This window comes from Pseudomonas nunensis (assembly GCF_024296925.1).
Lineage (GTDB): Bacteria > Pseudomonadota > Gammaproteobacteria > Pseudomonadales > Pseudomonadaceae > Aquipseudomonas > Aquipseudomonas nunensis.
The window spans coordinates 6,623,305-6,649,477 of sequence record NZ_CP101125.1 but is presented as its reverse complement, the minus strand read 5'-3'; the positions used below and the strand labels follow the sequence as shown (position 1 = coordinate 6,649,477).

Here is a 26,173-nt window from a genome sequence, read left to right as displayed (position 1 = left end):
CTCAAGCGGCGCCCGCGTGCACTGCGGGCGCCAATGCGGCACAATTGCGCGCATTGGTTTATTGCGCCCGGGCCTGCCGCCCCGGCTGGAGTTAGCATGTCCCTGATCATCACCGACGATTGCATCAACTGCGACGTCTGCGAACCCGAGTGCCCGAACGCCGCCATTTCCCAAGGCGAAGAGATCTACGTGATCGACCCGAACCTGTGCACCCAGTGTGTCGGCCACTACGACGAGCCGCAGTGCCAGCAAGTCTGCCCGGTGGATTGCATTCCACTGGACGAGGCGCATCCGGAGACTGAAGAACAGTTGATGGAGAAGTACCGGATCATTACCGGTAAGGTTTGAGCCTGATGGTTTTGCGGCGTGTTTGCGGGCCTCTTCGCGAGCAAACCCGCTCCCACATTTGATCTGGGTTGTTAATCAGAGTGTGTGAACACAGCAGATCCCATGTGGGAGCGAGCTTGCTCGCGATGAGGCCATCCGCCACACCTGAAATCTAACTGCCTTCACTCCCGCTGCTCAAACCCTTCCCCGATACACCCCAGGCACCGCACAAACGCGGCTTTCGCCGGATCGACCACCAACGCCTGCCCCGCATCGCCCACGCCGCCACCCAGTGCGGTAAACGGCAACGACACCACAAACACCCCCGCACCGATCACCGTTGCCGCCACCAGCAAAGGTCGGGCAATCAGCAAATCGCCGATCATGGCGTAGGCCGGTGGGTTCTGAATGGTGTAACGCGGGTTGCCGCTGCCGTTTTCAGCCGCCAGCGTCGGCACAGCAACGCTCAGCAGCATGACAACGGCAAAGGTTCGAAACGAATTCATGGCACGGTCCTTCGGCTAGGCAGTGAGAACACTGACTATAGACCGTCGGACGTCTCAGCTCTGGCAGCGCGGGCAAAAGACGCTGGCGCGCTGGCCCAGGGTCACACTGCGCAACTCCGTGCCGCAGACTTTGCACGGCTCGCTGCCCCGGCCGTAGACGAACAATTCCTGCTGGAAATAGCCCGGCTGGCCGTCGCCACCGATAAAGTCGCGCAACGTCGTGCCGCCGCGCTCGATGGCATGGGCGAGGATGCGTTTGATCTCGATCGCCAGTTTCAGGTAGCGCGCCCGGGAAATGCTCTTGGCCTCGCGGCGCGGGTCGATGCCTGCGGCGAACAGCGCTTCGGTCGCATAGATATTGCCGACACCCACCACCACCGCGTTGTCCATGATGAACGGCTTGACCGCCATGGAACGCCCACGGGATTGCTGGAACAAGCGCTCGCCGTCGAACAGGTCGGTCAACGGCTCCGGCCCCAGGCGAAGCAGCAATTCGTGATTGAGCGGGTCGAGGCTCCAGAGCATCGCACCAAACCGTCTCGGATCGGTGTAACGCAACGCCAGACCGGACTCGAGTTCGATGTCCACATGCTCATGCTTGGCCGCCGGCGTGCCGACTTCCACCAGACGCAAATTGCCCGACATGCCCAAATGGCTGATCAACGTGCCGACCTCGGCATTGATCAACAGGTACTTGGCGCGACGCTCCACCAGCACAATGCGCTGGCCGGACAGACGCACGTCCAGGTCTTCGGGAATCGGCCAGCGCAGACGCCGCTCACGCACGATGACCCGGCTGACCCGTTGGCCTTCCAGGTGCGGGGCGATGCCCCGGCGGGTGGTTTCGACTTCTGGCAGTTCAGGCATGCTGTTCTCAGGAAATACCGGGCACTCAGTGATGAGCGCCGAGGTCACGAATCGTTTGTTTGAGGGTCTCGAAATCGTAATCCGAGAGGCCGACATAATCGAGCACCAAAGGCCCGATGCTGTTCCACTCGTGGTCCTCGGTCTGGTTGCCCAGCACCCGATAGGACGCACAAATGTGCTCGGCCATTTTCAGGATCGACAGCAGGTTTTTCAGCTGACTGTTGCGCGAAGACTCGTCAGTGAAGATCGCCAACGCATTGTGGTGATTGGCGATGGCCGCGCTGATGTGTTCCGGCAGGCGCCAGGACTTGGCGGTGTAGTAACCGACCACGGCGTGATTGGTGTTGTAGACCTTGTTCTCGGTGTCCACGACCCGGCATTCGGCACTCGCGCTGGCGTAGGCCTGTTCCAGGGTTTTCATGTAATCGGGAAAGCGCTTGAGCATCAGCGGCACGCCACAATCGTGGAACAAACCTAATGCATACGCCTCGTCGCCGGCCTGGGAGCCGATGCGCTTGGCCAGGGTCAGGCAAGTCATCGCCACATCCTGGGCCGTGTCCCAGAACCGGTTCAGGGTGACGATGGTGTCGTCGTTCATCTCGCCTTTGATCGACTGCGCGTTGATCAGGTTGATGATCGAACGGCTGCCCAGCAGGTTCACCGCACGCTGGATCGAGGCGATCTTGTTACTCAAGCCGTAATACGGCGAGTTGACGATCTTCAGCAATGCCCCGGAGAGGCCCGGGTCCTGGGCAATCAGCTTCGCGATCACTTCCAGGTCCGGATCTGGCATGTACTGCTCCATCTGCAGATCCACCATGATCTGCGGCTGGGCCGGCACGCTGATGCCTTGCAGGGACTGTTGAATCTGTTCGGAAGTCAGCTCTTGGGACATAAGTACACACTCTGGGACAGGCGCCGATTCTAACCCTTATGAAGTTGGATCCGACACCGTGGCCGGCAGATCGGCGAAAATTTCATCTATTGCCCAGTCATTCCTGGGGCTGATGCGCGACCTTCTGTGGCGAGGGAGCTTGCTCCCGCTGGACGGCGAAGCCGGCCCAAAATCACGACTGCTGCGCAGCCGAGCGTGAGCAAGCTCCCTCGCCACAGGTCTATCTGCCGAGCCGGGGCCTTGCGCAACACGCTATACTCCCGCTCTTTTTTCCGGAGCGACGTCATGTCCCTGCCTAGCCTGCGCCTTAAAGCCAACGCCGACCGACGCCTGCGAAACGGCCACTTGTGGGTCTACAGCAACGAAATCGACGTGGCCGCCACCCCGTTGCACGGCTTTCAGGCCGGTGACCAGGCGATCCTCGAAGCCGCCAGCGGCAAACCGCTGGGCATCGTTGCCATGAGCCCGAACAACCTGATCTGCGCCCGCCTGCTGTCGCGCGACATCAAGTTGCCGCTGGACAAATCGCTGCTGGTGCATCGCCTGAACGTCGCCCTGTCCCTGCGTGATCGCCTGTTCGACAAGCCGTTCTATCGTCTGGTCTACGGTGATTCCGACTTGCTGCCTGGCCTGGTTGTCGACCGTTTCGGCGACATCCTGGTGGTACAGATCGCTTCGGCGACCATGGAAGCGCATAAAGAAGACGTGATCGCTGCGCTGACCCAAGTGCTCAAGCCAAGCGGCATTCTGTTCAAGAACGACTCCGCCGCCCGTGATGCCGAAGGCCTCAATCGCTACGTCGAAACCGTATTCGGCCTGGTGCCGGAGTGGGTAGCACTGGAAGAGAACGGCGTGAAATTCGAAGCACCGGTCATCCAGGGCCAGAAAACCGGCTGGTTCTACGACCACCGCATGAACCGCGCGCGCCTGGCTCCTTACGCCAAAGGCAAACGCGTCCTCGACCTATACAGCTACATCGGCGGCTGGGGCGTGCAAGCCGCCGCGTTCGGCGCCAGTGAAGTGTTCTGCGTCGACGCGTCGGCCTTCGCCCTCGACGGTGTCGAGCGCAACGCCGCGCTGAACGGCGTCGCCGAGAAAATGACCTGCATCGAAGGCGACGTGTTCGAAGCCCTGAAAGAGCTGAAAGCCAGCGAAGAGCGTTTCGACGTGATCGTGGCCGACCCGCCGGCGTTCATCAAACGCAAGAAAGACATGAAAAACGGTGAAGGCGCCTACCGTCGCCTGAACGAGCAAGCCATGCGCCTGCTCAGCAAGGACGGCATCCTGGTCAGCGCTTCGTGCTCGATGCACCTGCCGGAAGATGACCTGCAGAACATCCTGCTGACCAGCGCCCGTCACCTGGATCGCAACATCCAGATGCTGGAACGTGGCGGTCAAGGCCCGGATCACCCGGTGCACCCGGCCATCGCCGAAACCCGCTATATCAAGAGCATAACCTGCCGCCTGCTGCCAAACAGCTGATGACGCGGGTTTGACGGGGAGCCAGCAGGCTCCCCGTTTGCTTTCCAACGACGATTACCTCCCCTGAATTCTTCTATTTCTTACACTTGCCGTCCTACTGACGCGCAGGAAGTTTCTCTGCATCTTAGATTCTAAAGAATAAGCCCTACAAGTTAACTTAGACTCGAAGATCGCTCCCACAAAATTACTGGAACATTCCTACTGAATTCCCCCTTGATAAGAACTCATTACAAACTATGATTGAGTTGTCACCAAGGAGTGGCACTCACTATCACTTACAAGGAGTTCAACACATGAAAGCAATTACTCTGGAAACCAACAAAATCGCTAACCTGGCTTTTCTGGTCGCACCCAAAGCCCGCTAAGTAATTGAGACGCTGGGGAGTGCCGGCTTACCCAGCGTTTTCTATGGCCCAGTCCAGAGTGAACCGCCCCGCCATGCATATAAACCCGCATCTATTCATACTGCCTCGCACGCCCGGCCAAATCGTCTGGGATTACCGAAGCCACAAACAATTCGAACTGAATCTTGAGTATTCAACCCGACTTGCACAACTGATCGACAATCCTGAATCGTTCGATACTCTCAATATAATAGACACTCAATTCCTGAACACTGGAATACTGACAACTTCAATACAAAACACTAACGTATGGGGCTGGGATGAACTATCAAAGATATTTCACATCGGCACCAAGAACATACCTTGCGAATATACCCCACAGAATATTTATGAATGGTCGAGACATTATCTGGACCATTGCAACGACGTATTGACCTCCAGTGCACCTGACACCAATTTCGTGCACCGGCCGACCAGCGAGCTGATCAGCCTGCCCGCGCCCGCAGGGTTACCGGCCGACAGCTTGGCCGATGCGCTGGTGAAGCGTAAGACCTGCCGCTCTTTCACCGGCGCAGCAGTGTCCCTCGGCGATATCAGTACGTTGCTCTATCTGTCTCTCGGCTACCTGAAGGAGCGCGAGGACGATATCGACGAGACGGTCGCCGAAGGTTTGACCGCACGCCGCAGCAGCCCTTCGGGCGGAGGTTTGAATGCCTGTGAAGGTTTCCTGCATGTACAAAACGTCAGCGGCCTGGAGCCTGGGCTCTATGCCTACCATCCGGCTGATCATGCGTTGAGCTTCGTCAGCACGCTGCCAACCTCGCCCTTGGGCCAGTTGCTGTGTGGGCAACATTTCATCAACAACCTGCCCGTCGGCCTGTTCATCACCGCACGGTTCGACAAGTTGTGGTGGAAATACCAACACTCCCGGGCTTACCGGATGGCCTACGTCGAGGCGGGTCATATTTCCCAGACCTTCCAACTGGTAGCCACCGCACTGGGCCTGGGCACCTGGCTGACGGGAGCGCTCACGGACGATCAGGTTGAAACCCTACTAGGGCTTGAGGACAGCGCGGAACAACCGCTGTTTTTTGTCGGCTGCGGCCTGAGCGACGGGCAAGCGATGTGCAAGGAATTGAAAGCGCTGCTGAACGAGGGCCCGCCACAATGACCAGCGCCTCCTCTCTCCCGGATTTCTGGGCCCAGCGTTTCACCCTGAGCGACTGGAATACCCGAGCCTCGGTCCGGGCCAGCGAACACTCCTACCTGTTGCCTTCAGACCTGGAACAGCAATTGGAAACGCGACACTGGTTCCCCCCAGCCTTTCTGCCCTATCTGAGCCACCCGAGTATCAAGGCAGCAGGTCAACCGGTCATCCATCGTTTATCGGCCAATCACCTGGTGTATTTCCTCGACTACACCACGCTGCTGGAGCACCGCATCGTCAACCGCTCGGTGGAAACCATCGCCCACGGTGAACTGGGGATCAGCATTCCGCAGCGAATGAAAACCGCCGCTTTGCAGCTCTACACCGACGAGGGTTTTCACGCGCTGTTTTCCAACAGCCTCGCCGAGCAGATTGCCAGTCATTACGGCATCACCCAGCGTCCGGTGATGCCACACCGGATAACCCGGTTGAACGCCCTGCTCGAGCAAACCCCGGACCGGTACAAGACGCTGGCCTGGTTTCTGGTCGGCTTCGTCTCGGAGACGATCATCGCCCGGGAACTGCTCGAGGTTTGTCGCGACACTCTGGTGTCCAGCGTCCAGGAAATGCTCAGGGACCACCTCACTGACGAGGCGCGTCACAGTCGCTATTTCTCAGAGGTATTCCATTATCTATGGCTGACCCTGACCAGCAGTCAACGCACGTTCGCCGCCAAATGGCTGGTGGAGATCATTCTGGTGTTCTTTGAAGTCGATGAGCGCTGGCTCAAGGAAAGCCTGAACAGCGCGGGGCTGAATAGCACCTGTGTTGCTGAGATTCTTGGCGGGCTGGCAGGTTCGCCAGCCGTAGTCCAGCGGACTCGCTCAGGGGCGGGTGCTACGCTCCAGGCCTTACGCAATGCCGGGTTCTTCGACCTGCGCAGCAATCAGCAACTTTTCATGCAGGCAGGACTTGTCGATGGATGAAGGAAAACCGGCTGTCAGCCTCAAAAAACGCCGTGCCGCCGTCATCCTGCTGATGACCATGGTGTTGCTTGGGGTCTTTCCGCTGGATGTCCTGCTGCCTTCTTTTCCGGCACTGGCGGAACATTTTCGGACCACCCCCGCGGACATCGCGTTTTCCATCAGCCTGTTCGCCGTCGGTATCTCCGTGTCCCAACTGTTGATCGGGCCGCTGTCGGACCGCATCGGACGTAAAGGGCTGCTGCTGGCGGGCATGGCGGTGTCGATCATCGGCGCGACGGGTTGCCTGTTATCCACCGAGTATCCCTGGTTCCTGGTGTTCCGGCTGGTCCAGGCCATTGGCTGCGGTTGTTTTGTGCTCACTCAAGCCTTGGTTCAAGACCTGTTCGAAGGCAAGGAGCGGGACCGCCTGAGGATTCTCATGGTCACGGCCAGTGGGATCTTCATTTCCATTTCGCCCCTGGCCGGGACCTTGCTGCAACAAGCCTTGGACTGGCCCGGCAGCTTTGTGGCCTTTATCGCGCTGGCTGGCGCCGTGTTCCTGAAAGCGTGCTTCTTTCTGGAAAACCAGCGCCCGACCAACGTCATACGCCAGGGCATCGTCCAGTCATACCGCGTGGTCTACCGCGATGCCGGTTTTCTGGGCTATTGGCTGATTGCCTCGATTGCCTTCGCCTGCCATTTCTCTTTCATTGTCATTTCGCCGTTGATCTTCATGGACCAGTTGCAGCTCTCGCCCTATGCGTTCTCGCTGACGCTGCTACTCTACGGCTTGGCGTACATCATCGGCGGCATCATCGCCCGGCTTATCGGCGGCAGGATCGCCCCCAACACACAAATCATCGTGGGCCTGGGCCTGATCTTCTTTGCGGGCCTGATGATGCTCATGCTTTCAACATGGCTGGGGCTTTCGACCCTGACCGTGTTGGTCCCGATGATCATCTGCACGGCTGGCACCACCATTGCCCGCCCTGTCGCGACCTCCAAAGCCATGGAGGTGTTTCCGGACAAGGCAGGCACGTCGGCGGCAGCGGGCAACACGCTGGTGTTCATCTTCGGCGGGCTGATCAGCGCTTTGATCAACCTGAGCAGCACCGACTTGCAGACGACCCTGGCCCTCAGTTTTCTCCTGTTAAGCGCCTTCGGTATCGGCCTGAATGCGCTGATTACCCGGCGTCACCGGGTGCTGTCGGTCGGGTGAACGCTGCCGGTCGTCATCCCACATGCTGCGTCAGCGCTGGATCAACACTTTCCGGCATTCCCTCCTGACGCCAGCGGTGTAGAATCGCGGGATTCATCGCCATTCATCCCCCGGCGGGTTTATGAGCTCAGGCTGAGGCAAGCGGCGATCCCGCAAAGTCATCGGCAACTTCCGGACACACGGCCATTTCTGAGTGTTCCAGACGTCAATAGAAGCTCACTCCCCTTTGATACCTGATTAGCCGCCCGGAGTGCTCCATGCCTGATTACCGCTCGAAAACATCCACCCACGGCCGCAACATGGCCGGTGCCCGCGCACTGTGGCGCGCCACGGGGATGAAAGATGACGACTTCAAGAAGCCGATCATCGCCATTGCCAACTCGTTCACCCAGTTCGTACCGGGCCACGTCCACCTCAAGGACCTGGGCCAACTGGTCGCCCGCGAGATCGAACGCGCCGGCGGTGTAGCGAAAGAATTCAACACCATCGCCGTGGATGACGGCATCGCCATGGGCCACGACGGCATGCTGTATTCGCTGCCGAGCCGCGAGATCATCGCCGACTCCGTCGAATACATGGTCAACGCCCACTGCGCCGACGCCATCGTCTGCATCTCCAACTGCGACAAGATCACCCCTGGCATGCTGATGGCCGCTCTGCGCCTGAACATCCCGGTGATCTTCGTTTCCGGCGGCCCGATGGAAGCCGGCAAGACCAAACTCGCCAGCCACGGCCTCGACCTGGTCGATGCCATGGTGATCGCCGCCGACTCCAGCGCTTCTGACGAGAAAGTCGCTGAGTACGAGCGCAGCGCTTGCCCGACGTGCGGCTCGTGCTCCGGCATGTTCACCGCCAACTCGATGAACTGCCTGGTTGAAGCCCTGGGCCTGGCCTTGCCGGGCAACGGTTCGACCCTGGCAACCCACAGCGACCGCGAACAGCTGTTCCTGCAGGCCGGCCGCACTATCGTCGATCTGTGCAAGCGTTACTACGGCGACAACGATGAGTCGGTATTGCCGCGCAACATCGCCAACTTCAAGGCGTTCGAAAACGCCATGACCCTGGACATCGCCATGGGCGGTTCCACCAACACCATCCTGCACTTGCTGGCCGCCGCCCAGGAAGCCGAGATCGACTTCGACCTGAAGGACATCGACCGCCTCTCGCGCCACGTACCGCAACTGTGCAAAGTCGCGCCGAACATCCAGAAGTACCACATGGAAGACGTGCACCGTGCCGGCGGCATCTTCAGCATCCTCGGATCGCTGGCCCGTGGCGGCCTGCTGCACACCGAGCTGCCGACCGTGCACAGCAAGAGCATGGCCGAAGGCATCGCCAAGTGGGACATCACCCAGACCACCGACGAAGCCGTGCATCACTTCTTCAAGGCCGGTCCTGCGGGCATCCCGACGCAAACTGCGTTCAGCCAGTCGACCCGTTGGGAAACCCTGGACGACGACCGTGAAAACGGCTGCATCCGCAGTGTCGAACACGCTTACTCGCAAGAAGGCGGCCTGGCCGTTCTCTACGGCAACATCGCCCTCGACGGTTGCGTAGTGAAAACTGCTGGCGTGGACGAGTCGATCCACGTGTTCGAAGGCAACGCGAAGATCTTCGAAAGCCAGGACAGCGCCGTACGCGGCATCCTCGCTGACGAAGTGAAGGCCGGCGACATCGTGATCATCCGTTACGAAGGCCCGAAAGGCGGCCCGGGCATGCAAGAAATGCTGTACCCGACGTCCTACCTGAAATCCAAAGGCCTGGGCAAAGCCTGCGCCCTGCTCACCGACGGTCGTTTCTCCGGTGGCACCTCGGGTCTGTCCATCGGTCACGCTTCGCCAGAAGCCGCTGCTGGCGGCGCGATTGGTCTGGTGCAGGATGGCGACAAGGTACTGATCGACATTCCGAACCGTTCGATCAATCTGTTGATCAGCGATGAAGAACTGGCGGCACGCCGGGTCGAGCAGGATCAGAAAGGCTGGAAGCCAGTCGAGAAGCGCCCTCGCAAAGTGACCACCGCGCTGAAAGCCTACGCCCTGCTGGCCACCAGTGCCGACAAGGGTGCCGTGCGTAACAAAGCGATGCTTGATGGGCTGTAAGCCTTAGTCGTCGTCATAAAAAATGCCCCGCCAAGTGCGGGGCATTTTTTTTGCGTCCAACTCAGTCAAATGTGGGAGCGGGCTTGCTCGCGAAGAGGGATTGTCAGTCGAGATCAATGCTGCCTGACACACCGCCTTCGCGAGCAAGCCCGCTCCCACAGGGGATTTGTGTTGATCACAAGAGTGTGGCCTTACACAGTTCCTGTGTTGCCCTTATTGAATCTCTTCAGGCTTCACGATCACCCAGTTTTTGTCCGCCGTCACCGGTAACCCTTCTTTGGCCTGGGCCGCTGCGTGCTTGGCCATCATGCCGTTAATCTGGGTCATGTATTTGTCTTTGCGGTTGACCCACAAGTGGATGCCGCCCTTGGCCACGTCGACGCTGTGGAACAGCATGTAGCCGTCGCTGCTCGGGGTGTCGCCGCCCACCAGCACCGGTTTTTTCCATTCATCGATGTAGGTCAGGATCGCCGCTTGCTTGCCGGCCATCCAGGTCGCTGGCGTCCACAGGTACGGGGTCAATTCGAGGTCGAGGTTGGCTTTCTCGTCATACTTGCCGGCGGTGATTTGCTTGCGCGCGGTGGTCAGTTCGCCAGTCTTGCGGTCCTTGAGCAGCGTGGTCACGCCGATCACGTTCTGCGGTTTGACGTTGTAGCCATACTTCGGATCGGCCGCGACCATGCGCACCAGTTCTTCGGAGGCGGCGGTCATCACGTAGACCTCGATGCCGTTCTCCATCAGTTTGTTGTACAGCTCGGCCTGGCCGGTGAAAACTTTCGGCGGCTGCACGTCGATGGTCTTGACCACATCGCCGTCGTAATAGGTGCTCGGCACTGGTTTGCCGGAAGCCATCAGCTCGTCGACGTAGCCCTTGAGTTCTTTAAGCGTGAAGCCGGAGAACACTTGGGCGACCCATGGATAGCACACCATGTCGTCGATTTCGCAGAGACGGTAGTAGTAGCTGAACAGGCTTTCCTTGTGGTCGGCGGTGTCTTTGAACGGAATCAGTTTCAGAGAAGGGTCGAGCTTCTCGCGGGTGATCAGGCCCTTGTTTTCCATGAACGGCAGCAACGACTCTTCGAGGTCGTAGCGGTAACTGGTGTTGTCCATGTCGAACACCGCAAAGTTACCCTTGTTGGCATTGGCCGCGATCATCGCGTCCAGCGCCTTGGCCTGATCGGCTGGCCAATGCTTCAAATCCGTGGCGAATACCTGGCCGGCGAGGCCGAGGCAGAGTGCAGCAGCCAGCATTTTCGGTGCGAACTTCATCTGCATGCTTCCTTATAAATAGACCTGATTCAAAGACATCGACGCTAACAAAAAACTGTGACAGTTCCCGTCTGCCCGCGACCGCTTGCATCCACATCGCGCCAGCTGCATCCCTGCCAGCGACACCGGCTTATTCCAAAAACGACAGTTCACCTCTGTTTTTGGTATTAATTCATTAGATATCAAGCTGTTAGGCTTGCCGGTTCGCAGTCACACAAGAAGGTGGCTGGCACAAGTCTATGGAGTCTTTATGAATCTGCCGCTGATTCTCAATCTGCTGGTGTTCCTCGCCCTGCTCTTTGGCCTGGCGCAAACCCGTCACACCTCTTGGAGCTTAGCCAAGAAAGTCCTGCTCGCGCTGGTATTGGGCGTGGTCTTCGGCGTGGCGTTGCACACGATTTACGGTGCCGGCAACCCGGTGCTGAAAGCTTCGATCGGCTGGTTCGATCTGGTCGGCAATGGCTACGTGCAGCTGCTGCAAATGATCGTGATCCCGCTGGTGTTCGCTTCGATCCTCAGCGCCGTGGCCCGTCTGCACAACGCGTCGTCCCTGGGCAAAATCAGCTTCCTGACCATCGGCACGCTGCTGTTCACCACCGCCATCGCGGCGCTGATCGGTATCGGCCTGACCAACCTGTTCGGCCTGACTGCCGAAGGCCTGGTCGCCGGCACCCAGGAAATGGCGCGCCTGCAAACCATCCAGACCGACTATGCGGGCAAAGTCGCGGACCTGAATGTGCCGCAGTTGCTGCTGTCGTTCATCCCGCAAAACCCGTTCGCCGACCTGGCGCGCGCCAAGCCGACCTCGATTATCAGTGTGGTGATCTTCGCCGCGTTCCTCGGGGTCGCCGCGTTGCAATTGCTGAAAGATGACGTCGAGAAAGGTCAGAAAGTGATCAACGCCATCGACACCCTGCAAGCCTGGGTGATGCGTCTGGTGCGTCTGGTAATGAAGCTGACCCCTTACGGCGTATTGGCGCTGATGACCAAAGTGGTCGCCGGCTCCAATCTGCAAGACATCATCAAACTCGGCAGTTTCGTCGTGGTGTCGTACATCGGCCTGGGCCTGATGTTTGTGATCCACGGTGTGTTGGTGTCGGCGGCCGGGATCAACCCGCTGCGGTTCTTCCGCAAAATCTGGCCAGTGCTGACGTTTGCCTTCACCAGCCGCTCCAGCGCCGCGACCATTCCGCTGAGCATCGAAGCCCAGACCAGCCGTTTGGGCATTCCACAGTCCATCGCCAGTTTCGCCGCTTCGTTCGGCGCGACCATTGGCCAGAACGGTTGTGCCGGCCTGTACCCGGCGATGTTGGCGGTGATGGTTGCGCCGACCGTGGGCATCAACCCGCTGGATCCGCTGTGGATCGCGACGCTGGTGGCGATTGTGACCCTGAGTTCGGCCGGTGTGGCGGGGGTGGGTGGCGGCGCGACGTTTGCCGCGTTGATCGTGCTGCCGGCCATGGGCTTGCCGGTGTCACTGGTGGCGTTGCTGATTTCGGTCGAGCCGCTGATTGATATGGGCCGCACGGCGTTGAACGTCAGCGGGTCGATTACGGCGGGGGCGATTACCAGCCAGATCATGCAGCAGACGGATAAAGAGCTGCTGGATGCGGATGAGCATGCGGAGTTGGCTCAGGCTTAAGATTTTTAGCGACTGAGCGGGCCCCTTCGCGGGCAAGCCTCGCTCCTACGGGTTATGCGCCAAATTGCGCCAACCCTGTAGGAGCGAGGCTTGCCCGCGAAGCTTTTAAGCTTTTTCCCATACCTCAAAGTTGTACGCAGGCTTGTCATCGACGGCTGGATTCGGGGTATTGGAAACCAGCTTCCACTCGTTCAAATCAAACTCCGGAAACCACGCATCCCCCTCCGGGCTAAGCGCCACCCGCGTCAAATACAGCCGATCGGCCTGAGCCAACCCTTGGCCATACAACTGCGCCCCACCAATCAGCATCAACTCATCGACGCCCTGCTCTTTCGCCCAGGCTTCGGCGCGAACGACTGCAGCCTCCAGCGACGGATAAACCTCCGCGCCTTCCAGCACCAGATCCGCCTGACGGCTGACCACGATGTTCAAGCGTCCCGGCAGCGGACGGCCGAGGGAATCCCATGTCTTGCGACCCATGATGATCGGCTTGCCCAGGGTGGTGGCCTTGAAGTATTTGAAGTCCCCCGGCAAGTGCCAGGGCATGCTGTTGTCGACGCCGATCACACGGTTTTCACCGAGGGCTGCGATCAGGCTGAGGGGGAGTGATTTAGTCATGCCGGCGAGGATACCAGAGCCTCCCTTTCCCCGATAAGCGCCACAGCGGTTATGCTCACCGTTCATTTGAGCGACGGGATGCCGCGTGACTGAACTGAATAACCTCTGGCTGACGGAAACCATTCGCCTGCGCGAAGAACACGCCGGCCCTCTGGACGATCTGGAAGCCAACCGACTGGCCCGCACCGCTGGCGGTGACCTGTCGAGCCGCATACAACGCCGGGCCTTGTGGCTGGCCGAACGCGACGGAATGACCAACGCCCTCAAACACTGGCTGCAAGGTGCACGACTGGCGCTGTTGCTGCTCGCGATACTAGCCGTGGTCAGCGGCGCCGGACTGGCATTTGCCGCGCTGGGTGACGGACAGGTTTCGGTGAATGTGTTCTGGGCCTTGGGCAGTCTGCTCGGGCTTAACCTGATTCTGCTATTGAGTTGGGCCTTGGGCTTGATGTTCGCCGGTGAACACGGCGCCACCCTCGGGCGACTGTGGCTGTGGCTCAGCGAAAAACTCGCCCGTGACGCCAAAGCCGCGCAACTGGCCCCGGCCCTGTTGCTGTTGCTGCAACGGCACAAACTCAATCGCTGGGCGGTTGGTGTGCTGGTCAATAGCCTGTGGTTGCTGGCGATGCTCAGCGCGCTGGCGATTCTGCTGACGCTGATGGCGACCCGGCGTTACGGCTTCGTCTGGGAAACAACCTTGCTAAGCGCTGACACCTTTGTCGCGATGACCCAAGCCCTCGGCGCTCTGCCAGCACTGCTCGGTTTCAACGTGCCGACCATAGAGATGATCCGCGCCAGCGGCGACACCGCGCTCAATATCGAAAGCGCGCGCCAGGCCTGGGCAACATGGCTGGTCGGTGTGCTGGTGGTTTACGGCGTACTGCCGCGCCTGCTGCTGGCGCTGTTTTGCCTGTGGCGCTGGAAAACCGGTCAGGCTGGATTGCGCCTGGACCTGAACCTGCCCGGTTACGCGCAATTGCGCGAACGCTTGATGCCCACCAGCGAACGCCTGGGCATCAGCGATGCCGCCCCGGATCAGCTTCACCGCGTCGAAAGCAGCGTCAGTGACCTGCACAGCGAAGGTGCGCTGCTGGTGGCCATCGAACTGGACAATCAACGTCCATGGCCGCCGCCACTGCCAAAATCCGTGAGCGACGCCGGCATCCTCGACAGCCGCGAGTCCCGTCACAAGCTCCTCGAACAACTCAGCCGCTTTCCCCCGGCACGCCTCGCCATAGCTTGCGATCCGCGCCGCTCGCCGGATCGCGGCAGCCTGGCGTTGATCGCCGAACTGGCGCGCAATGCCACGGCCACCCGGATCTGGCTGCTGCAAGCGCCGCCCGGCGAAGCGCTGGATGCTGCGCGTCTCGGCGATTGGCACGTGGCGCTGCAACAACTGGAACTGCCCTTCGCCGATTGCGCGCCGATGAACTGGCTGGAGACCGGTCATGATTAAGCCTTTGAAGCTCGCGGTCGTCGGCCACACCAACGTCGGCAAGACATCGTTGCTGCGTACCCTGACCCGGGACGTCGGTTTCGGTGAGGTGTCCCATCGGCCCAGCACCACAAGACACGTCGAAGGTGCACGGCTGTCGGTGGACGGCGAGCCGCTACTCGATCTCTACGACACGCCGGGCCTGGAAGACGCCATCGCCCTGCTCGATTACCTCGAACGCCTGGAACGACCGGGCGAACGCCTCGACGGCCCGGCACGGCTGACGCGATTCCTTGAGGGCAGCGAAGCCCGACAACGCTTCGAACAAGAAGCCAAGGTGCTGCGCCAACTGCTGGCCTCGGACGCTGGCCTGTATGTGATCGACGCAAGGGAACCGGTGCTGGCCAAGTACCGCGATGAACTGGAAGTGTTGGCCAGTTGCGGCAAACCGTTGCTGCCGGTGCTGAATTTCGTCAGCAGCGCCAATCATCGCGAGCCGGATTGGCGTGAAGCGTTGGCGCGTCTCGGGTTGCATGCGCTGGTGCGTTTCGACAGCGTGGCCCCGCCGGAAGATGGCGAACGCCGGCTGTATGAAAGCCTCGCATTGCTGCTGGAAAATGCCCGGCCGCAACTGGAGCGCCTGATCAACGATCAACAGGCCCAGCGACTGGCTCGCCAGCAAAGTGCGGCGCGGCTGATTGCGGAATTATTGATCGATTGTGCCGCGTGCCGCCGCAGCGTGATCAGCGAGGCCGAACAGGAACAGCAAGCAATCAGCGAACTGCGCAAAGCCGTGCGCCAACGGGAACAGCGTTGCGTCGAAGCCTTGCTCAAGCTCTATGCCTTCCGCCCCCAAGATGCTGCGGCCAGCGATTTGCCGCTGCTTGATGGGCGCTGGGGCGATGATCTGTTCAACCCCGAAACCCTCAAGCAACTCGGGGTTCGAGTGGGCGGCGGTATTGCGGCGGGAGCAGCGGCGGGTGCTGGCGTGGACCTGCTGGTCGGCGGCCTGACCCTCGGCGTAGCGGCGCTCGCCGGAGCCATTGCCGGCGGCGCGCTGCAAACCGCCCGCAGTTACGGCAGTCGCTTGCTGGGCAAGATCAAGGGTCAGCGTGAACTGACCGTCGATGACAGCGTGTTGCGGTTGTTGGCTTTACGTCAGCGGCAGTTGGTGCAAGCCCTGAACCAGCGCGGGCACGCAGCGATGGACAGCATCCAGGTGGCCACGCCCCAGGACAAGACCTGGCGCGAAGGCAAACTGCCCGAGGCACTGAACAAGGCGCGGGCGCACCCGCAGTGGTCGTCGCTTAATCCACAGGCGAAGTTGAGTCAGGCGGAACGGCAGGAGCAGGTTGAGGGGTTGGCGCAGCAGCTTTAGATTGGCTGTGCCGGGACCGGCGTCTTCGCGAGCAAGCCCGCTCCCACAGGGGAATGCATTTCAAATGTGGGAGCGGCGGTGCGACGATTCGACTTGCTCGCGAAGGCCGCAACTCGGATTCACTGAATGGACGCTACCAACCCACCTTCAAAAACTGCTTCACCAACGCCGTCACCCGACTCCGATCCGTACGATCCGAACGCCCGTCATTGTCTACATCCGACGCCAGTATCAGCTCCAGCCCACCATCGTTATCCAGATCCTGAGCCGCGGCCTTATAGACAATCACCGGCCCCTCACGAAAATGCAGGTGGACGATTTCAGGTGTGCCGTCGCCAGAAAGATTCTGCGAGAAGATCCGCAGATAACGTTCCTCACCTTCCCCGGCATTGAACCAGGCACATTTCAGATAGGTTTTGCCAAACACCTTGAGCCGCCGCAGCTCAGTAGCCGTCGCCTCACGCTGTAAATGCTCATTCTCGATAAACCGGTAAAGCACGGTATCGGCGTGTCCTTGTCCGGTGGAGTCCTGCGCGATCACCTTCAAATAACGCGTGAACAGGCTTACCTCCATTTGAATTTCAGGTAGGTGCCACTGAGCAATGCCACCAGTTCCTGATCCGTTGCGTCGGTATCGCCATCGTTATCGGTATCAAAGTGAAGCATCCAGTCCAGCGTGCCGTTGTTGTCCGTATCGTAGGCCGCAGCGGTGTAGGCCAGGGTTTTGTCAGTCGGTTTCCCGGTGCCTTCGTGAAAGTGCAGGCGCACGGTATCCGGGCTGCCATCCCCGGCGGAGTCCTCGGTGAACATTTTCAGATAACGCTTGGTGGAGGCACCGGGGTTGAACCAGTTGAGTTTCAGACACGCATTGGCGAAGGTCTTCAGCAGGCGCTGATCAGTGTTGTTTTCCACGCCGTTGTTGGTGACATCACCCATTTTGTAATCGACGTTGCCATCGGCATCGAAATCCAGAGCAAAGGCTTTGTTGAGCAAAATGTCGTCGCCCGGTGTACAGGCCGTTTCATAGAACTGCAGTAAAACCGAGTCCGCCCGGCCGTTGCCGATTCGGTCCTGAACCGTGACTTTCAAATAGCGCATGAGCGTTCCTAGCCATATAAGAGAAGCTCAAACACTAGCGACTCCAGCCCGCTGCATCCATGGCGTGACTTCGCCGCAAGCCGTAGGGAAATTCGTCTAAACCAGTAGGGCAACCGCCTTCGCCTTCAGCACCTCAAGATCAATCACCGGCACCCACAGTTCCTTGGCCTGCTCATCCCATTGCCGCATGCGCAAGCTGACCACACACAACGGATCCCGCTCGAACGCTTCGGCCTCCGCCGCCGTCATCACCCCACCCTGATATTCCAGGGTTCGGCGGCTGGCTTCGCTGAGTCGCTCGTAGTACCCCGGCTCTTTCAGCGTCAGATAACGCTTGGCCTGCACGTGGTATTCCACCAGACGTGCCATGCGTTCGCTGAAGCCGGCGCGGCGCAGGTAATCCGCGCCGAGGCGTTCATGGCTGACCACGCCGAAGCCGCCCATGTTCTCGGTGCTCTCGGCGCAGATATGCCCGATGTCGTGAAAGAACGCCGCCAGCACCACTTCATCGTCGTAGCCTTCGGCCATGGCCAGTTCGGCGGCCTGGGACATGTGCTCGATCTGCGACACCGGTTCGCCGATGTAATCGCAGTCGCCAAAACGTTCGTACAGCGCGAACACCTCGTCGACCACTCGCTCCGCACTCGCCATCATGCTTCTCCCAGCAACAGGGCGACGTTGCGCTCGGCCATCGCCGGGCCGACGCTCATGCCGACGCCGGTGTGCATCAGTGCCACGCTCACGCCGGGTTGCGGACGCAAGAACGAGAACGGTCCCGGCCCCTTCGAACCATAGATGCCCTGCCAACGCTCGATCACCTGAATCCGACAACCCAAGGTCTGCTCCGCCAGTTCGATCATCCAGTCGTCCACTTGCTCGGCGTTGAACGGCGATGGATCGCGGCCGTAATGGTGCGAGTCGCCGATGATCAACTCGCCGTGCGGCGTCGGGCTGATCAGCAGGTGAATGCCGTTGTCATGCAAGTGCGGCGCATCGCGCAGGATTTGCGCCTGCACCGCTGCGGCTTCCGGCAGATCGGCGAACGCGCCGTAATGCACGCAACTCAATCCGGTGAGCAACGCGTGTTGCAGATTCAAATTGACCTGCGGCCGGGCGCGGAGCATTTGCAGGCGACAGATCTGCGGGTTGAGCTCGGCAATCGGCTCGGCCAGCAGGGTCTGATAATCGTGGCCGGAGCAGACGATGATCTGCCCGGCGCTGAAGCTGCCGGCGGTGCTGTGCAAACGGCCCGGCTCGATGTCGCGCACCAGGGTGGAGAAGTGGAACTCGACGCCGAGTTCGCGGCGCAGGTAGTCGATCAACGCCGGAATCGCTTCGCGGGAATACAGTTGCTGATCGTCCATGCCATGCAACGCGGCGCGATGATGGCTGAACTGGCCGCCGTACAAATCCCGCAACGCCGCGCCGCGTAGCAATTCAACGTTGTAGCTGTGCTCCACGGCGCGACCGTTGCAAAAGGCTTGCAGCAGGTGTTCTTCGGCTTCGGTGCGGGCGAACAGGTATGAGCCGTTGCGCTTGAGGTGCAGGCCGGCGAGTTGCGCCCACTGAGCCCAGATCTCGCGGCTGGCCTTGGCCAGTTCGAGCATCGGGCCCGGGGGTTGGCCGGTGACGAGGGCCTGGCCGAAGTTGCGCACCGAGGCGCCTAACGGGGTTTCGCTGCGTTCGAAAACCGTGACCTTCAAGCCGCGTCTGGCGGCGGCGTAGGCGTGGGACAGGCCCAAGATGCCGGCGCCGACGATGAGCATGTCGTTGTGTTGTGTCATTGGGTATTGTCCTGAATGACAGACCGCTTTCGCGAGCAAGCCCGCTCCCACAGGGGAACGCATTCCAAATGTGGGAGCGGGCTTGCTCGCGAAGAGGCCCGTCAGCCGATGAAGGTCTTACTTGGCGACCACTTTCTCGGACTTACCGTCATAACGCTTACGCCACTCAGCCAAAATCTCGTCGCGATTCTTCGAAGCCCAGGCAAAGTCGTTCTTGATCAAACGCTGTTCATAATCCGCCGGCAATTCGGTCTGCGGCTTGGCAATCCCTGGTTGCGCGAGCACCGCGAAGTTCTCTTTATAAAGCTCCATCGCCGCCGGGCTCGCCGAGAAGTCCGCCAGTTTCTTCGCCGCGTCTTCATGGGCTGTGCCCTTGATCACGGCGGTCGCTTCGATCTCCCAGCCCAGGCCTTCTTTCGGCAGGATGATGTCCAGCGGCGCGCCCTGGCGTTTCAACTGGACCGCCGGGTATTCAAAGGAAATGCCGATCGGGAATTCACCAGACGCCGCAAGTTTGCAAGGCTTGGAACCGGAGTGAACATACTGGCCGATGTTCTGGTGCAAGCCGTCCATGTAGGCCCAGCCCTGCTTCTCGCCGAAGGTTTGCAGCCAGGCGCTGACGTCGAGGAAACCGGTGCCGGACGAGGCCGGGTTGGGCATGACGATCTTGCCTTTGTACTCAGGCTTGGTCAGGTCTTGCCAGCTCACCGGTTTGGTCAGGCCCTGTTTCTCGGCTTCGACAGTGTTGAAGCAAATGGTCGCGGCCCACACGTCCATGCCAACCCAGGCTGGCGGGTTGGCGGCGTCACGGTAGTTGCCGCCGATCTTGCCCAGGTCCTTCGGCGCGTAGCTTTGCAGCATGCCCTGCTGATCAAGAATCGCCAGGCTCGACGCGGCCAGGCCCCAGACGGCGTCGGCTTGTGGACGCTCTTTCTCGGCCAGCAGCTTGGCGGTGATGATCCCGGTGGAGTCACGCACCCACTTGATCTCGACGTCCGGGTTGGCCTTTTCGAAAGCATCCTTGTAGGTCTTCAGTTGTTCGGCTTCGAGGGCGGTGTACACCGTCAACTCGGTTTTCGCCGCGAAGGCGTTCAGGCTGAAAGCGGTGAGGACAGCAGCGGCCAGGGCCAGGGGCTTGAACATGATCTTTTCCTGTCTTTGAGTTGAGGGGCTTTCGGTTTTCAGGAGCAGCGAATCAATTGCCGGGCGCGGTCTGCCGCCAGGCCTGTGAGCGGCGCAGCAAACCGCGCGAGGCCCAGGCCAGCAGCAGGGACACGCCCGCCGAGGTGAACAGAATCAGGGTCGACATCGCCGCCGCGCCGCCGACGTTGCCGGCGTCGTCCATGTTCAGCACCGCCACCGCCGCGAGGATGGTGTCGGGGCTGTAGAGGAAGATCGCCGCCGAGACGGTGGTCATGGCCGAGACGAACAGGTAGCGCACGATGTCCAGCAGCGCCGGCAGGCAGATCGGCACGGTGACCCGCAGGTAATGCCGATACAGCGGCGCCTTGAGCGACAGCGCGGCGGCTTCGAACTCGGCGTCGAGCTGGCGCAGCGCGGTGGTGGCGGTCATTTGCGCAGTGGTCAAATAGTGAGCAATGGTGCAGACCACCAGCAGGGTCATGGTCCCGTAGAGCACGTGCAGCGGGTTGCCGTTGAGGTTGAAGAAGAAGACGTAACCCAGGCCCAGCACCAGACCCGGCACCGCCATCGGCACGAAACTGAGCATGCGCAACGTCAGGTTCAGTCCGCGCTGACCCTTGGTTTTTTCCATCAGGTAGGCGCCGGTGAAGATCAGCACGCTGCCGATCAACGCCGTGCACAACGCCATCTTCACGCTGTTGCCGTAGGCCAGCCAGCCGCCGCCAGCGGTGTCGTTGAACTGGTAATGGTTGAGCGACAACGACAGGTTGTACGGCCAGAATTTCACCAGCGACGAGAACACCGCCATGCCGAACACCAGCAGCAACACCGCGCAGATCAGCAGCACGATGGCCAGGTAGCAGCCGTCCCGCAGTTTCGACGGTGCTGGTTTGAACACTTGTGCCCGGCCGCTCATGGAGTCGCCGTGACGCCGACGCAACCAGGCATCGACGCCGAAGCTGAACAGTGCCGGCAGCAGCAGGACCATGCCGATCAACGCACCGCGACCGAATTGTTGCTGGCCGACCACGGCTTTGTAGGCTTCCAGCGCCAGCACTTGATAGTCGCCACCGACCACCACGGGCACACCGAAGTCGGTGATGGTCAACGTAAACACCAGACAGAACGCGGCGAACACCGCCTGACGAGTCGCCGGCCAAGTGATGCTGCGAAAGGCTTTCGCCGGACTGGCGCCCATGCTCGACGCCGCGTCGAACAGTCGCGCATCCGCCAAGGAAAGCGCCGACAGAAGAATCATCAAGGCGTGTGGGCACTCATTGAATTTGTTACACCGCCACTATTTCCATCAGATGGTGTCGCCGACGCCGACGCACACGCGCTCCTGTTTGGATTGTGAGAAACGGTGTGGATCAGTGATCAGCAGATTTCACGTACACGCGGACTGTCCTTCATGGTTTTGTAAATCATCTATTGTGTGGCACTGTGCTATCTTTTGGGCGGCATTCCATCAGCAGCACAAGCCAAGGAGACATCAAGTGGTAGACCCAACTGAAAAGCACGTAAGTCTGACCTACCGATACTACTACGATGACGAGCTGATAATAGGAGAGGTGGTGGTTCTGAAAGGTATGCAGTTCGAGTCTGGCTATGTGCAGGGTTTGGTAGCCACGAAAATTGCCGAGTCCTTCAAGGAGCAGGGAAAATCTGTGTTGCGGAATGGCCAGGCTGTTATCGGCGGGACATCTAATGTTGATAAGACCTCTGGGGTATGTATTCATGTCGATGGGCCATTCGATTCCTTCACTCTTGAGACCTATGCCGCTGGAAAACCGATATCATTGGTGAAGGATTGGTAATGGTTGTTGCGAATGGTTCGTTTCGGCGGGCGTTGACCACGTCTGCCGCACCACCACAATTCCCTGAAATTCAGAATCGGCAATCTGGTAAAACTTTGCATGCGCGTGGTTCTGAAATCCGTCGGGTGTGTTTGGATATGGGTCTTCAGCGTTTGATGGGTATTCGATATATGCAAGGCACCCGACCTACAAAAAAGGGAAATCCGTAGGGGTGATGTTCGGCTGATTGCCTGATGGTGTCTGACACTGCGCAGGATGGTGCTGGGGCTGTTTTAACTTGATATGAGTGGCACGCACAGCCTTGGCGTTATCGTTGGTCTGTGAGCGTTACGGAAAAGTCAGAATACAAATTCATGGTACATGGCGGCAACTTCTGCGCGGGTGATACCGATGTACGCCATTGTTACCGCTGGACTGGAATGGTTCAGTGTCTTGCAGATCATCTCAATTGAAACACCACCGTTGTACATCAACCAACCACGGGTTTTACGCATTGAGTGCGTACCCAGTTGAAGACTCATCTCATCACCCACGGCCTTGAATGCAGCGCCTACAGCAGCACGGCTGACAGCCTTTCCCTTTGCCCGGTTGCTATCCACCTGAAACAAGAAGGTGTGATCCGGCTGTGCCTTCCTACGACGTTCAATGATCGCCTTGGCTGAAGTATTCAAATCAATGTACCGAGTCTTACCGGTCTTGCTCTCTTTGATGGTCAGGATGTCACCTTTCACATCGTCAAAGGTCAGGCTTAGTAAGTCACTGATACGGAGTGCAGTGTTCACACCGAAACGCCAGATGTCTGCGTACAGAGGATTACCTTTGGCATTGAGTGAAAGCTTGCGGGAGATTGTCTCTGCTTCACCGGTTGTCTTCACTGCTTCTACAATGTTCATCTAGTTGACACTCCGTGTTAAATCGCCTGAATGTGTCAATTAGAACATGGGTCGCTACGCTATAGCAAGGGTTTCCAAGGGTTTGCTTATTTACACAATAGTATTGTGTCAATTAGACGTGATGTCTTATGGCTACCATCGTTCAATCTGGTGGTGACTGGATGGCTTGCCATGATCTGGAAATATTCTCGATGGTTTGTTCTGGCGAACGCCTGTCGCTGGGTTATCGCCGGTTTTATTCCAGAATTCAGTGGAATTGCATTCAACCTGTGAGGAAATCGGGAGGGATTGTTAAACGTGCTTAACCCAATTTGGATCAAGCCCTTATGAAATGCCACCTGTAGCGGAGATGGGTGCGCAAATTCAAGTTAGATGCTGTAGTGGTAATCCTGATACGTTCCTGATAACTGATTGGTCAGTGAAATATCATCGTCCACAAAAAAGCCCCTGACGCTGCGTGAGCAGTCAGAGGCCAGCAGGCTTGGTGCTGGTATTGAATTGAGCGTAAAGGCTCTCAGGCGTGACTATGGAGTGTTACAGCTATCATCAAATGACGATGGTAAACCTTCAAGAGTATGATTGATGAGAATATTGTATTCACCGTGAACGGTGGGAGGTGAATGTCTGGTGTTTGGTTCCACTTCGTTCCTCCTTGCCTGAATGTTCTTAAAATGATTTCTGTGTGAGACACAGAAGATGCTGATATGTTCTGATTGACAATCAGTGATGGTATCTAGAGTTTAACTACTATCAATAGAAAGACATGTCCGCCAGTGAGCGTCAGCGAATGCTTTTCAGAGAGAGATGAGTAGCGAAGCCATCTCGCTTTTGATCTTACCCTGAGTTTACTCAGAAGAGTTATCCTTAATAGTTTATACAAGGTAGTTACCTTGTAATATTATTCTTTAAAGATAATATCTTTGTTTTTTTGAGATGTCTTACATCTCTCTTTCTCTTACTACTCTTATATAACTACTATCTCGTATACGAGATAATATACATCTTCTAATATAAAGCTCTTGATCTTTAATATAAAGCTTTTGATCTTATGCTCACTCGTTATCACTCGTTCGCCTAAGCTCCATTGTACGCGCTGGCACGGTTTTTGTATAGAGGCATACACGCCATATGATGTCGTAAAAGCGACATGTTATCGAATTGGGATATGTGGTGAAAGATTCACCATACGATAACATTTCCACCTTTCCTACACGCAAACAAAAGCCCCGCACAGCCTTAACAAGGCTGTCGGGGCGATGATGGGTAGGGTTGCATGAGGAAATGTCTCACAGCGCTTTGTGGGGCGTTACAGATGGTTTGCTTGTGTCTGTATCGCAGTCGGCCAGTGGATCACGCGGTTACTCGGGAATCACAAGGTGTGAGAATGTTGCATCCACTTCTTTCTGGATGTCAGCAAGCAACTTCGCTTTGGCTTTCTCAATTTTCTCAGCTTCCTTCAACTCTGATGCTTGCAGCAATTGAGCAGTAAGAAGTTGTTTGTACCTTTCATGTTCGCTTTCTAGCCATGCGATATATTCAAGTTTAACTTGAGCGGCAAGCGCGATTTTGTCAGCAGTCTGGATTGACTCAGGTTTTTCCATACGGCAACTATAGCTACCAAAACCAATAGATACTGGGTAGTTCGTTCTTAATGTATAACCTTTGGTGTGATGATCGATGAGATTGCTCAGAAACTGGATTGGAATTTCACCACGTACAAGCGCAGTACATTCATCAGTTTGGTCATAAGCACTATGTCGAGCTTCTGTCAGTTGCTGCAATACTGTGGCATCAAACTTTGGGGCTGTACCTTGGATTGTTATGCGGTCGTTTGTTTTGCTGGTCATTATACTGGTTTCCTTTTGCTTTGAATGAGTTGAATCATGTTGGTGATAAGGGATGTGCGGTAACGCTCTTCATCAGTACTGAGTATGTCAGTGTTTATACTGGTGACGTTGGTTGTCTTGGTGATGATTGCATCACTATCTCCATGAGGTTTCTCTACGATTTGCTTGGCTTGTTGCTGTGCCTTTGCACGTCGTTCATTTGCCCGCGTTAACCCGAGAATGAAACGATCTAAACTATTACTCATGGCAAGTCATCCTGAGCTTCGATCAAAGCACTAACGCCATATTCGTTAACCAATCGGTCAAGCTGTGTAGTGACACGACGACATTCACGATGGTCGCTAACGGCAATCGCGGATTGTTGCATATGGAAGTAGTGCTTTATCTGAGCAACGGCAAGGTGACGTTCTAACATCGGTGTTGTAATTTCATTAACTGTGTTCATTGCTATATATTCCTTTTTGTTTGTTTGTGTTGGACGACACCTGACATATGACTGATCTGGCAAACTCAGCCCTTGTATAACGTGGCTTACAGACGTGTTAAAACGTCATGACATAGGGTAGCCAGGGTACACATTACCTCGCGTACAATCGCACTACAGGAGGTTCTATCGGTATCTGCTTAGATACGCCTTTGCTACCAGCGTACCGGTAAAGAATACTTCCGACAGGTCGTGATGATTGGCGTCTGGATTATTTTCTACCCAATGCCGGATGGTTGATTCCCGATCAGTTGGCATAGTTGATTCACGCTCATTGACGTGGCGAGTGGTTACCGGTTTGGATTTGCCGACTTTGCCATTACTCACTTGGTCTGCAATGTAGCCAGATCGTAACATCAAGTCACCGATATCAACGAGGGTGGAGTTTTGACGGCGTGACATTAAGAGCAGGTGTTTAAGTGACTTGTCACTGGCGGGAATGAATCTGTGCGTTACGGTGTCAGATGGTTTCTCAGTTTGATTCGTGACATTGATAACCAAGTTTGAACCACGATGCAGTACGATGTATGTATTCATTTGCTATTCCTTTTATACTATATGCTCTATCCTCTACTTTGTAGATTTAAAGTATTTTAGGGTTGATAGGTATTAGATGGTTGCAGCTTTCTTTGCTGCGTCATTCCGACGAACATTGTTTGAACAGGTACTAATCAGAACCTGTAGGGTATGTTGCAGGTTTTTATGTCCAACCCTATGCATGAGTTCTTGCAGTTGGAATACAGCTTTCTCGTTGAGAAAGATTTTCATTGTGCGAACTCCGTAGTTTGAATGATGCGATCATACAGATACTGGTCAATTGGTACGCCAACTGCATTAGCAGCTTTAGTAAAGAATGAGTGATTGGCAATGCTGAGCATCAGTTGTACTGGCAACATAGTAATGCGTGATTTTCT

25 protein-coding genes and 1 pseudogene are annotated in these 26,173 nt (G+C 57.6%); 10 read left to right on the top strand and 16 right to left on the bottom strand.

Features of this window, described 5'->3' with window-relative positions:
• Positions 1-96 precede the first annotated feature (96 nt).
• Positions 97-348: a YfhL family 4Fe-4S dicluster ferredoxin gene (locus NK667_RS29340; protein WP_054044460.1), complete on the top strand. Its 252-nt coding sequence runs from the start codon at positions 97-99 to the stop codon at positions 346-348.
• Between the two features lie 161 nt (positions 349-509).
• Here the strand turns inward: NK667_RS29340 and NK667_RS29335 are convergent, their stop codons facing one another.
• Genes NK667_RS29335 through NK667_RS29325 form a run of 3 tightly spaced genes read right to left on the bottom strand, consistent with a single transcriptional unit; the run spans position 510 to position 2,541 of the window.
• Positions 510-833 (bottom strand): hypothetical protein, encoded by a 324-nt coding sequence (locus NK667_RS29335; protein WP_054616943.1) that lies wholly within the window; start codon positions 831-833, stop codon positions 510-512.
• Between the two features lie 54 nt (positions 834-887).
• Positions 888-1,700 carry a bifunctional DNA-formamidopyrimidine glycosylase/DNA-(apurinic or apyrimidinic site) lyase gene (gene mutM / locus NK667_RS29330; RefSeq protein ID WP_054044464.1) on the bottom strand — a complete coding sequence of 271 codons (813 nt, stop codon included), beginning with the start codon at positions 1,698-1,700 and terminating at the stop codon, positions 888-890.
• 25 nt (positions 1,701-1,725) lie between these two features.
• Positions 1,726-2,541, bottom strand: a complete 816-nt coding sequence (locus NK667_RS29325) for an HDOD domain-containing protein (RefSeq protein WP_161807689.1) — start codon at positions 2,539-2,541, stop codon at positions 1,726-1,728.
• A 339-nt stretch (positions 2,542-2,880) separates the two neighbouring features.
• Between NK667_RS29325 and NK667_RS29320 the strand changes: the two genes are divergently transcribed.
• The 5 genes from NK667_RS29320 to ilvD all read left to right on the top strand — a co-directional run bounded on the left by NK667_RS29320 (position 2,881) and on the right by ilvD (position 9,851).
• A complete protein-coding gene (locus tag NK667_RS29320; protein ID WP_054044466.1) occupies positions 2,881-4,077 on the top strand; it encodes a class I SAM-dependent rRNA methyltransferase in 1,197 nt (398 codons plus the stop codon).
• A gap of 438 nt (positions 4,078-4,515) precedes the next feature.
• Positions 4,516-5,592: a SagB family peptide dehydrogenase gene (locus tag NK667_RS29315; protein ID WP_054617227.1), complete on the top strand. Its 1,077-nt coding sequence runs from the start codon at positions 4,516-4,518 to the stop codon at positions 5,590-5,592.
• The gene (locus NK667_RS29310; RefSeq protein ID WP_054616944.1) at positions 5,589-6,554 is read left to right on the top strand and encodes a diiron oxygenase; all 966 of its coding nucleotides are present in this window, start codon (positions 5,589-5,591) and stop codon (positions 6,552-6,554) included. The genes NK667_RS29315 and NK667_RS29310 overlap by 4 nt, the downstream gene beginning before the upstream one ends.
• Entirely contained in the window at positions 6,547-7,752 is a 1,206-nt protein-coding gene (locus NK667_RS29305) for an MFS transporter (protein WP_054616945.1), read from the top strand. Before NK667_RS29310 ends, NK667_RS29305 begins: the two co-directional genes overlap by 8 nt.
• A gap of 257 nt (positions 7,753-8,009) precedes the next feature.
• Positions 8,010-9,851, top strand: coding sequence for a dihydroxy-acid dehydratase (gene ilvD, locus NK667_RS29300; protein WP_054044474.1), 1,842 nt, complete (start codon positions 8,010-8,012; stop codon positions 9,849-9,851).
• Between the two features lie 213 nt (positions 9,852-10,064).
• Here ilvD and NK667_RS29290 read toward each other — a convergent pair whose 3' ends face one another.
• Positions 10,065-11,120, bottom strand: coding sequence for an HAD family hydrolase (locus NK667_RS29290; protein ID WP_054616946.1), 1,056 nt, complete (start codon positions 11,118-11,120; stop codon positions 10,065-10,067).
• Positions 11,121-11,370: 250 nt separating this feature from the next.
• Between NK667_RS29290 and NK667_RS29285 the strand changes: the two genes are divergently transcribed.
• The gene (locus NK667_RS29285; protein ID WP_054616947.1) at positions 11,371-12,762 is read left to right on the top strand and encodes an L-cystine transporter; all 1,392 of its coding nucleotides are present in this window, start codon (positions 11,371-11,373) and stop codon (positions 12,760-12,762) included.
• Positions 12,763-12,867: 105 nt separating this feature from the next.
• Here NK667_RS29285 and NK667_RS29280 read toward each other — a convergent pair whose 3' ends face one another.
• Positions 12,868-13,380 (bottom strand): dihydrofolate reductase, encoded by a 513-nt coding sequence (locus NK667_RS29280; RefSeq protein WP_054616948.1) that lies wholly within the window; start codon positions 13,378-13,380, stop codon positions 12,868-12,870.
• Between the two features lie 85 nt (positions 13,381-13,465).
• On the opposite strand from NK667_RS29280, the gene NK667_RS29275 reads away from it, so the two are divergent.
• Complete coding sequence (locus tag NK667_RS29275; RefSeq protein WP_054616949.1) at positions 13,466-14,836, top strand: DUF2868 domain-containing protein; 1,371 nt, start codon at positions 13,466-13,468, stop codon at positions 14,834-14,836.
• Complete coding sequence (locus NK667_RS29270; RefSeq protein ID WP_054616950.1) at positions 14,829-16,193, top strand: GTPase/DUF3482 domain-containing protein; 1,365 nt, start codon at positions 14,829-14,831, stop codon at positions 16,191-16,193. Before NK667_RS29275 ends, NK667_RS29270 begins: the two co-directional genes overlap by 8 nt.
• Positions 16,194-16,326: 133 nt before the next feature.
• On the opposite strand, the gene NK667_RS29265 is transcribed toward NK667_RS29270, so the two are convergent.
• The 6 genes and pseudogenes from NK667_RS29265 to NK667_RS29240 form a co-directional block, all read right to left on the bottom strand.
• Entirely contained in the window at positions 16,327-16,767 is a 441-nt protein-coding gene (locus NK667_RS29265; protein ID WP_054044485.1) for a hypothetical protein, read from the bottom strand.
• On the bottom strand, positions 16,758-17,291 hold the full coding sequence (locus tag NK667_RS29260) for a hypothetical protein (RefSeq protein ID WP_054044487.1): 534 nt from the start codon (positions 17,289-17,291) through the stop codon (positions 16,758-16,760). Before NK667_RS29260 ends, NK667_RS29265 begins: the two co-directional genes overlap by 10 nt.
• A gap of 96 nt (positions 17,292-17,387) precedes the next feature.
• The gene (locus NK667_RS29255) at positions 17,388-17,942 is read right to left on the bottom strand and encodes a phosphonate degradation HD-domain oxygenase (RefSeq protein ID WP_054616951.1); all 555 of its coding nucleotides are present in this window, start codon (positions 17,940-17,942) and stop codon (positions 17,388-17,390) included.
• Positions 17,942-19,075 carry a TIGR03364 family FAD-dependent oxidoreductase gene (locus NK667_RS29250; protein WP_054616952.1) on the bottom strand — a complete coding sequence of 378 codons (1,134 nt, stop codon included), beginning with the start codon at positions 19,073-19,075 and terminating at the stop codon, positions 17,942-17,944. Before NK667_RS29250 ends, NK667_RS29255 begins: the two co-directional genes overlap by 1 nt.
• A gap of 117 nt (positions 19,076-19,192) precedes the next feature.
• On the bottom strand, positions 19,193-20,218 hold the full coding sequence (locus NK667_RS29245; protein WP_054044493.1) for a putative 2-aminoethylphosphonate ABC transporter substrate-binding protein: 1,026 nt from the start codon (positions 20,216-20,218) through the stop codon (positions 19,193-19,195).
• Positions 20,219-20,270: 52 nt separating this feature from the next.
• Positions 20,271-21,488: pseudogene (locus NK667_RS29240) on the bottom strand (ABC transporter permease subunit); the annotation flags it as partial.
• A 226-nt stretch (positions 21,489-21,714) separates the two neighbouring features.
• Here NK667_RS29240 and NK667_RS29235 point away from each other — a divergent pair.
• Positions 21,715-22,035, top strand: coding sequence for a hypothetical protein (locus NK667_RS29235; protein WP_054616953.1), 321 nt, complete (start codon positions 21,715-21,717; stop codon positions 22,033-22,035).
• 338 nt (positions 22,036-22,373) lie between these two features.
• On the opposite strand, the gene NK667_RS29230 is transcribed toward NK667_RS29235, so the two are convergent.
• The 5 genes from NK667_RS29230 to NK667_RS29210 form a co-directional block, all read right to left on the bottom strand.
• Entirely contained in the window at positions 22,374-22,928 is a 555-nt protein-coding gene (locus NK667_RS29230; protein WP_054616954.1) for a tyrosine-type recombinase/integrase, read from the bottom strand.
• 1,358 nt (positions 22,929-24,286) lie between these two features.
• The gene (locus NK667_RS29225) at positions 24,287-24,775 is read right to left on the bottom strand and encodes a hypothetical protein (RefSeq protein WP_054616955.1); all 489 of its coding nucleotides are present in this window, start codon (positions 24,773-24,775) and stop codon (positions 24,287-24,289) included.
• On the bottom strand, positions 24,775-25,020 hold the full coding sequence (locus NK667_RS29220; RefSeq protein WP_054616956.1) for a hypothetical protein: 246 nt from the start codon (positions 25,018-25,020) through the stop codon (positions 24,775-24,777). Before NK667_RS29220 ends, NK667_RS29225 begins: the two co-directional genes overlap by 1 nt.
• The gene (locus tag NK667_RS29215) at positions 25,017-25,220 is read right to left on the bottom strand and encodes a hypothetical protein (RefSeq protein ID WP_054616957.1); all 204 of its coding nucleotides are present in this window, start codon (positions 25,218-25,220) and stop codon (positions 25,017-25,019) included. Before NK667_RS29215 ends, NK667_RS29220 begins: the two co-directional genes overlap by 4 nt.
• 165 nt (positions 25,221-25,385) lie before the next feature.
• The gene (locus NK667_RS29210; protein ID WP_152981132.1) at positions 25,386-25,796 is read right to left on the bottom strand and encodes a hypothetical protein; all 411 of its coding nucleotides are present in this window, start codon (positions 25,794-25,796) and stop codon (positions 25,386-25,388) included.
• Between the last annotated feature and the right edge of the window lie 377 nt (positions 25,797-26,173).

Excerpts from the sequence above, each read along its gene's own strand:
- NK667_RS29310 (WP_054616944.1), top strand. The coding sequence starts at position 5,589 with ATGACCAGCGCCTCCTCTCTCCCGGATTTCTGGGCCCAGCGTTTCACC.
- NK667_RS29215 (WP_054616957.1), bottom strand. The coding sequence starts at position 25,220 with ATGAACACAGTTAATGAAATTACAACACCGATGTTAGAACGTCACCTT.
- NK667_RS29220 (WP_054616956.1), bottom strand. The coding sequence starts at position 25,020 with ATGAGTAATAGTTTAGATCGTTTCATTCTCGGGTTAACGCGGGCAAAT.
- NK667_RS29305 (WP_054616945.1), top strand. The coding sequence starts at position 6,547 with ATGGATGAAGGAAAACCGGCTGTCAGCCTCAAAAAACGCCGTGCCGCC.
- mutM (WP_054044464.1), bottom strand. The coding sequence starts at position 1,700 with ATGCCTGAACTGCCAGAAGTCGAAACCACCCGCCGGGGCATCGCCCCG.
- NK667_RS29270 (WP_054616950.1), top strand. The coding sequence starts at position 14,829 with ATGATTAAGCCTTTGAAGCTCGCGGTCGTCGGCCACACCAACGTCGGC.
- NK667_RS29260 (WP_054044487.1), bottom strand. The coding sequence starts at position 17,291 with ATGCGCTATTTGAAAGTCACGGTTCAGGACCGAATCGGCAACGGCCGG.
- NK667_RS29225 (WP_054616955.1), bottom strand. The coding sequence starts at position 24,775 with ATGACCAGCAAAACAAACGACCGCATAACAATCCAAGGTACAGCCCCA.
- NK667_RS29290 (WP_054616946.1), bottom strand. The coding sequence starts at position 11,120 with ATGAAGTTCGCACCGAAAATGCTGGCTGCTGCACTCTGCCTCGGCCTC.
- NK667_RS29335 (WP_054616943.1), bottom strand. The coding sequence starts at position 833 with ATGAATTCGTTTCGAACCTTTGCCGTTGTCATGCTGCTGAGCGTTGCT.
- NK667_RS29255 (WP_054616951.1), bottom strand. The coding sequence starts at position 17,942 with ATGGCGAGTGCGGAGCGAGTGGTCGACGAGGTGTTCGCGCTGTACGAA.
- NK667_RS29210 (WP_152981132.1), bottom strand. The coding sequence starts at position 25,796 with ATGAATACATACATCGTACTGCATCGTGGTTCAAACTTGGTTATCAAT.
- NK667_RS29250 (WP_054616952.1), bottom strand. The coding sequence starts at position 19,075 with ATGACACAACACAACGACATGCTCATCGTCGGCGCCGGCATCTTGGGC.
- NK667_RS29320 (WP_054044466.1), top strand. The coding sequence starts at position 2,881 with ATGTCCCTGCCTAGCCTGCGCCTTAAAGCCAACGCCGACCGACGCCTG.
- NK667_RS29340 (WP_054044460.1), top strand. The coding sequence starts at position 97 with ATGTCCCTGATCATCACCGACGATTGCATCAACTGCGACGTCTGCGAA.
- ilvD (WP_054044474.1), top strand. The coding sequence starts at position 8,010 with ATGCCTGATTACCGCTCGAAAACATCCACCCACGGCCGCAACATGGCC.
- NK667_RS29265 (WP_054044485.1), bottom strand. The coding sequence starts at position 16,767 with ATGGAGGTAAGCCTGTTCACGCGTTATTTGAAGGTGATCGCGCAGGAC.
- NK667_RS29285 (WP_054616947.1), top strand. The coding sequence starts at position 11,371 with ATGAATCTGCCGCTGATTCTCAATCTGCTGGTGTTCCTCGCCCTGCTC.
- NK667_RS29315 (WP_054617227.1), top strand. The coding sequence starts at position 4,516 with ATGCATATAAACCCGCATCTATTCATACTGCCTCGCACGCCCGGCCAA.
- NK667_RS29230 (WP_054616954.1), bottom strand. The coding sequence starts at position 22,928 with ATGAACATTGTAGAAGCAGTGAAGACAACCGGTGAAGCAGAGACAATC.
- NK667_RS29280 (WP_054616948.1), bottom strand. The coding sequence starts at position 13,380 with ATGACTAAATCACTCCCCCTCAGCCTGATCGCAGCCCTCGGTGAAAAC.
- NK667_RS29245 (WP_054044493.1), bottom strand. The coding sequence starts at position 20,218 with ATGTTCAAGCCCCTGGCCCTGGCCGCTGCTGTCCTCACCGCTTTCAGC.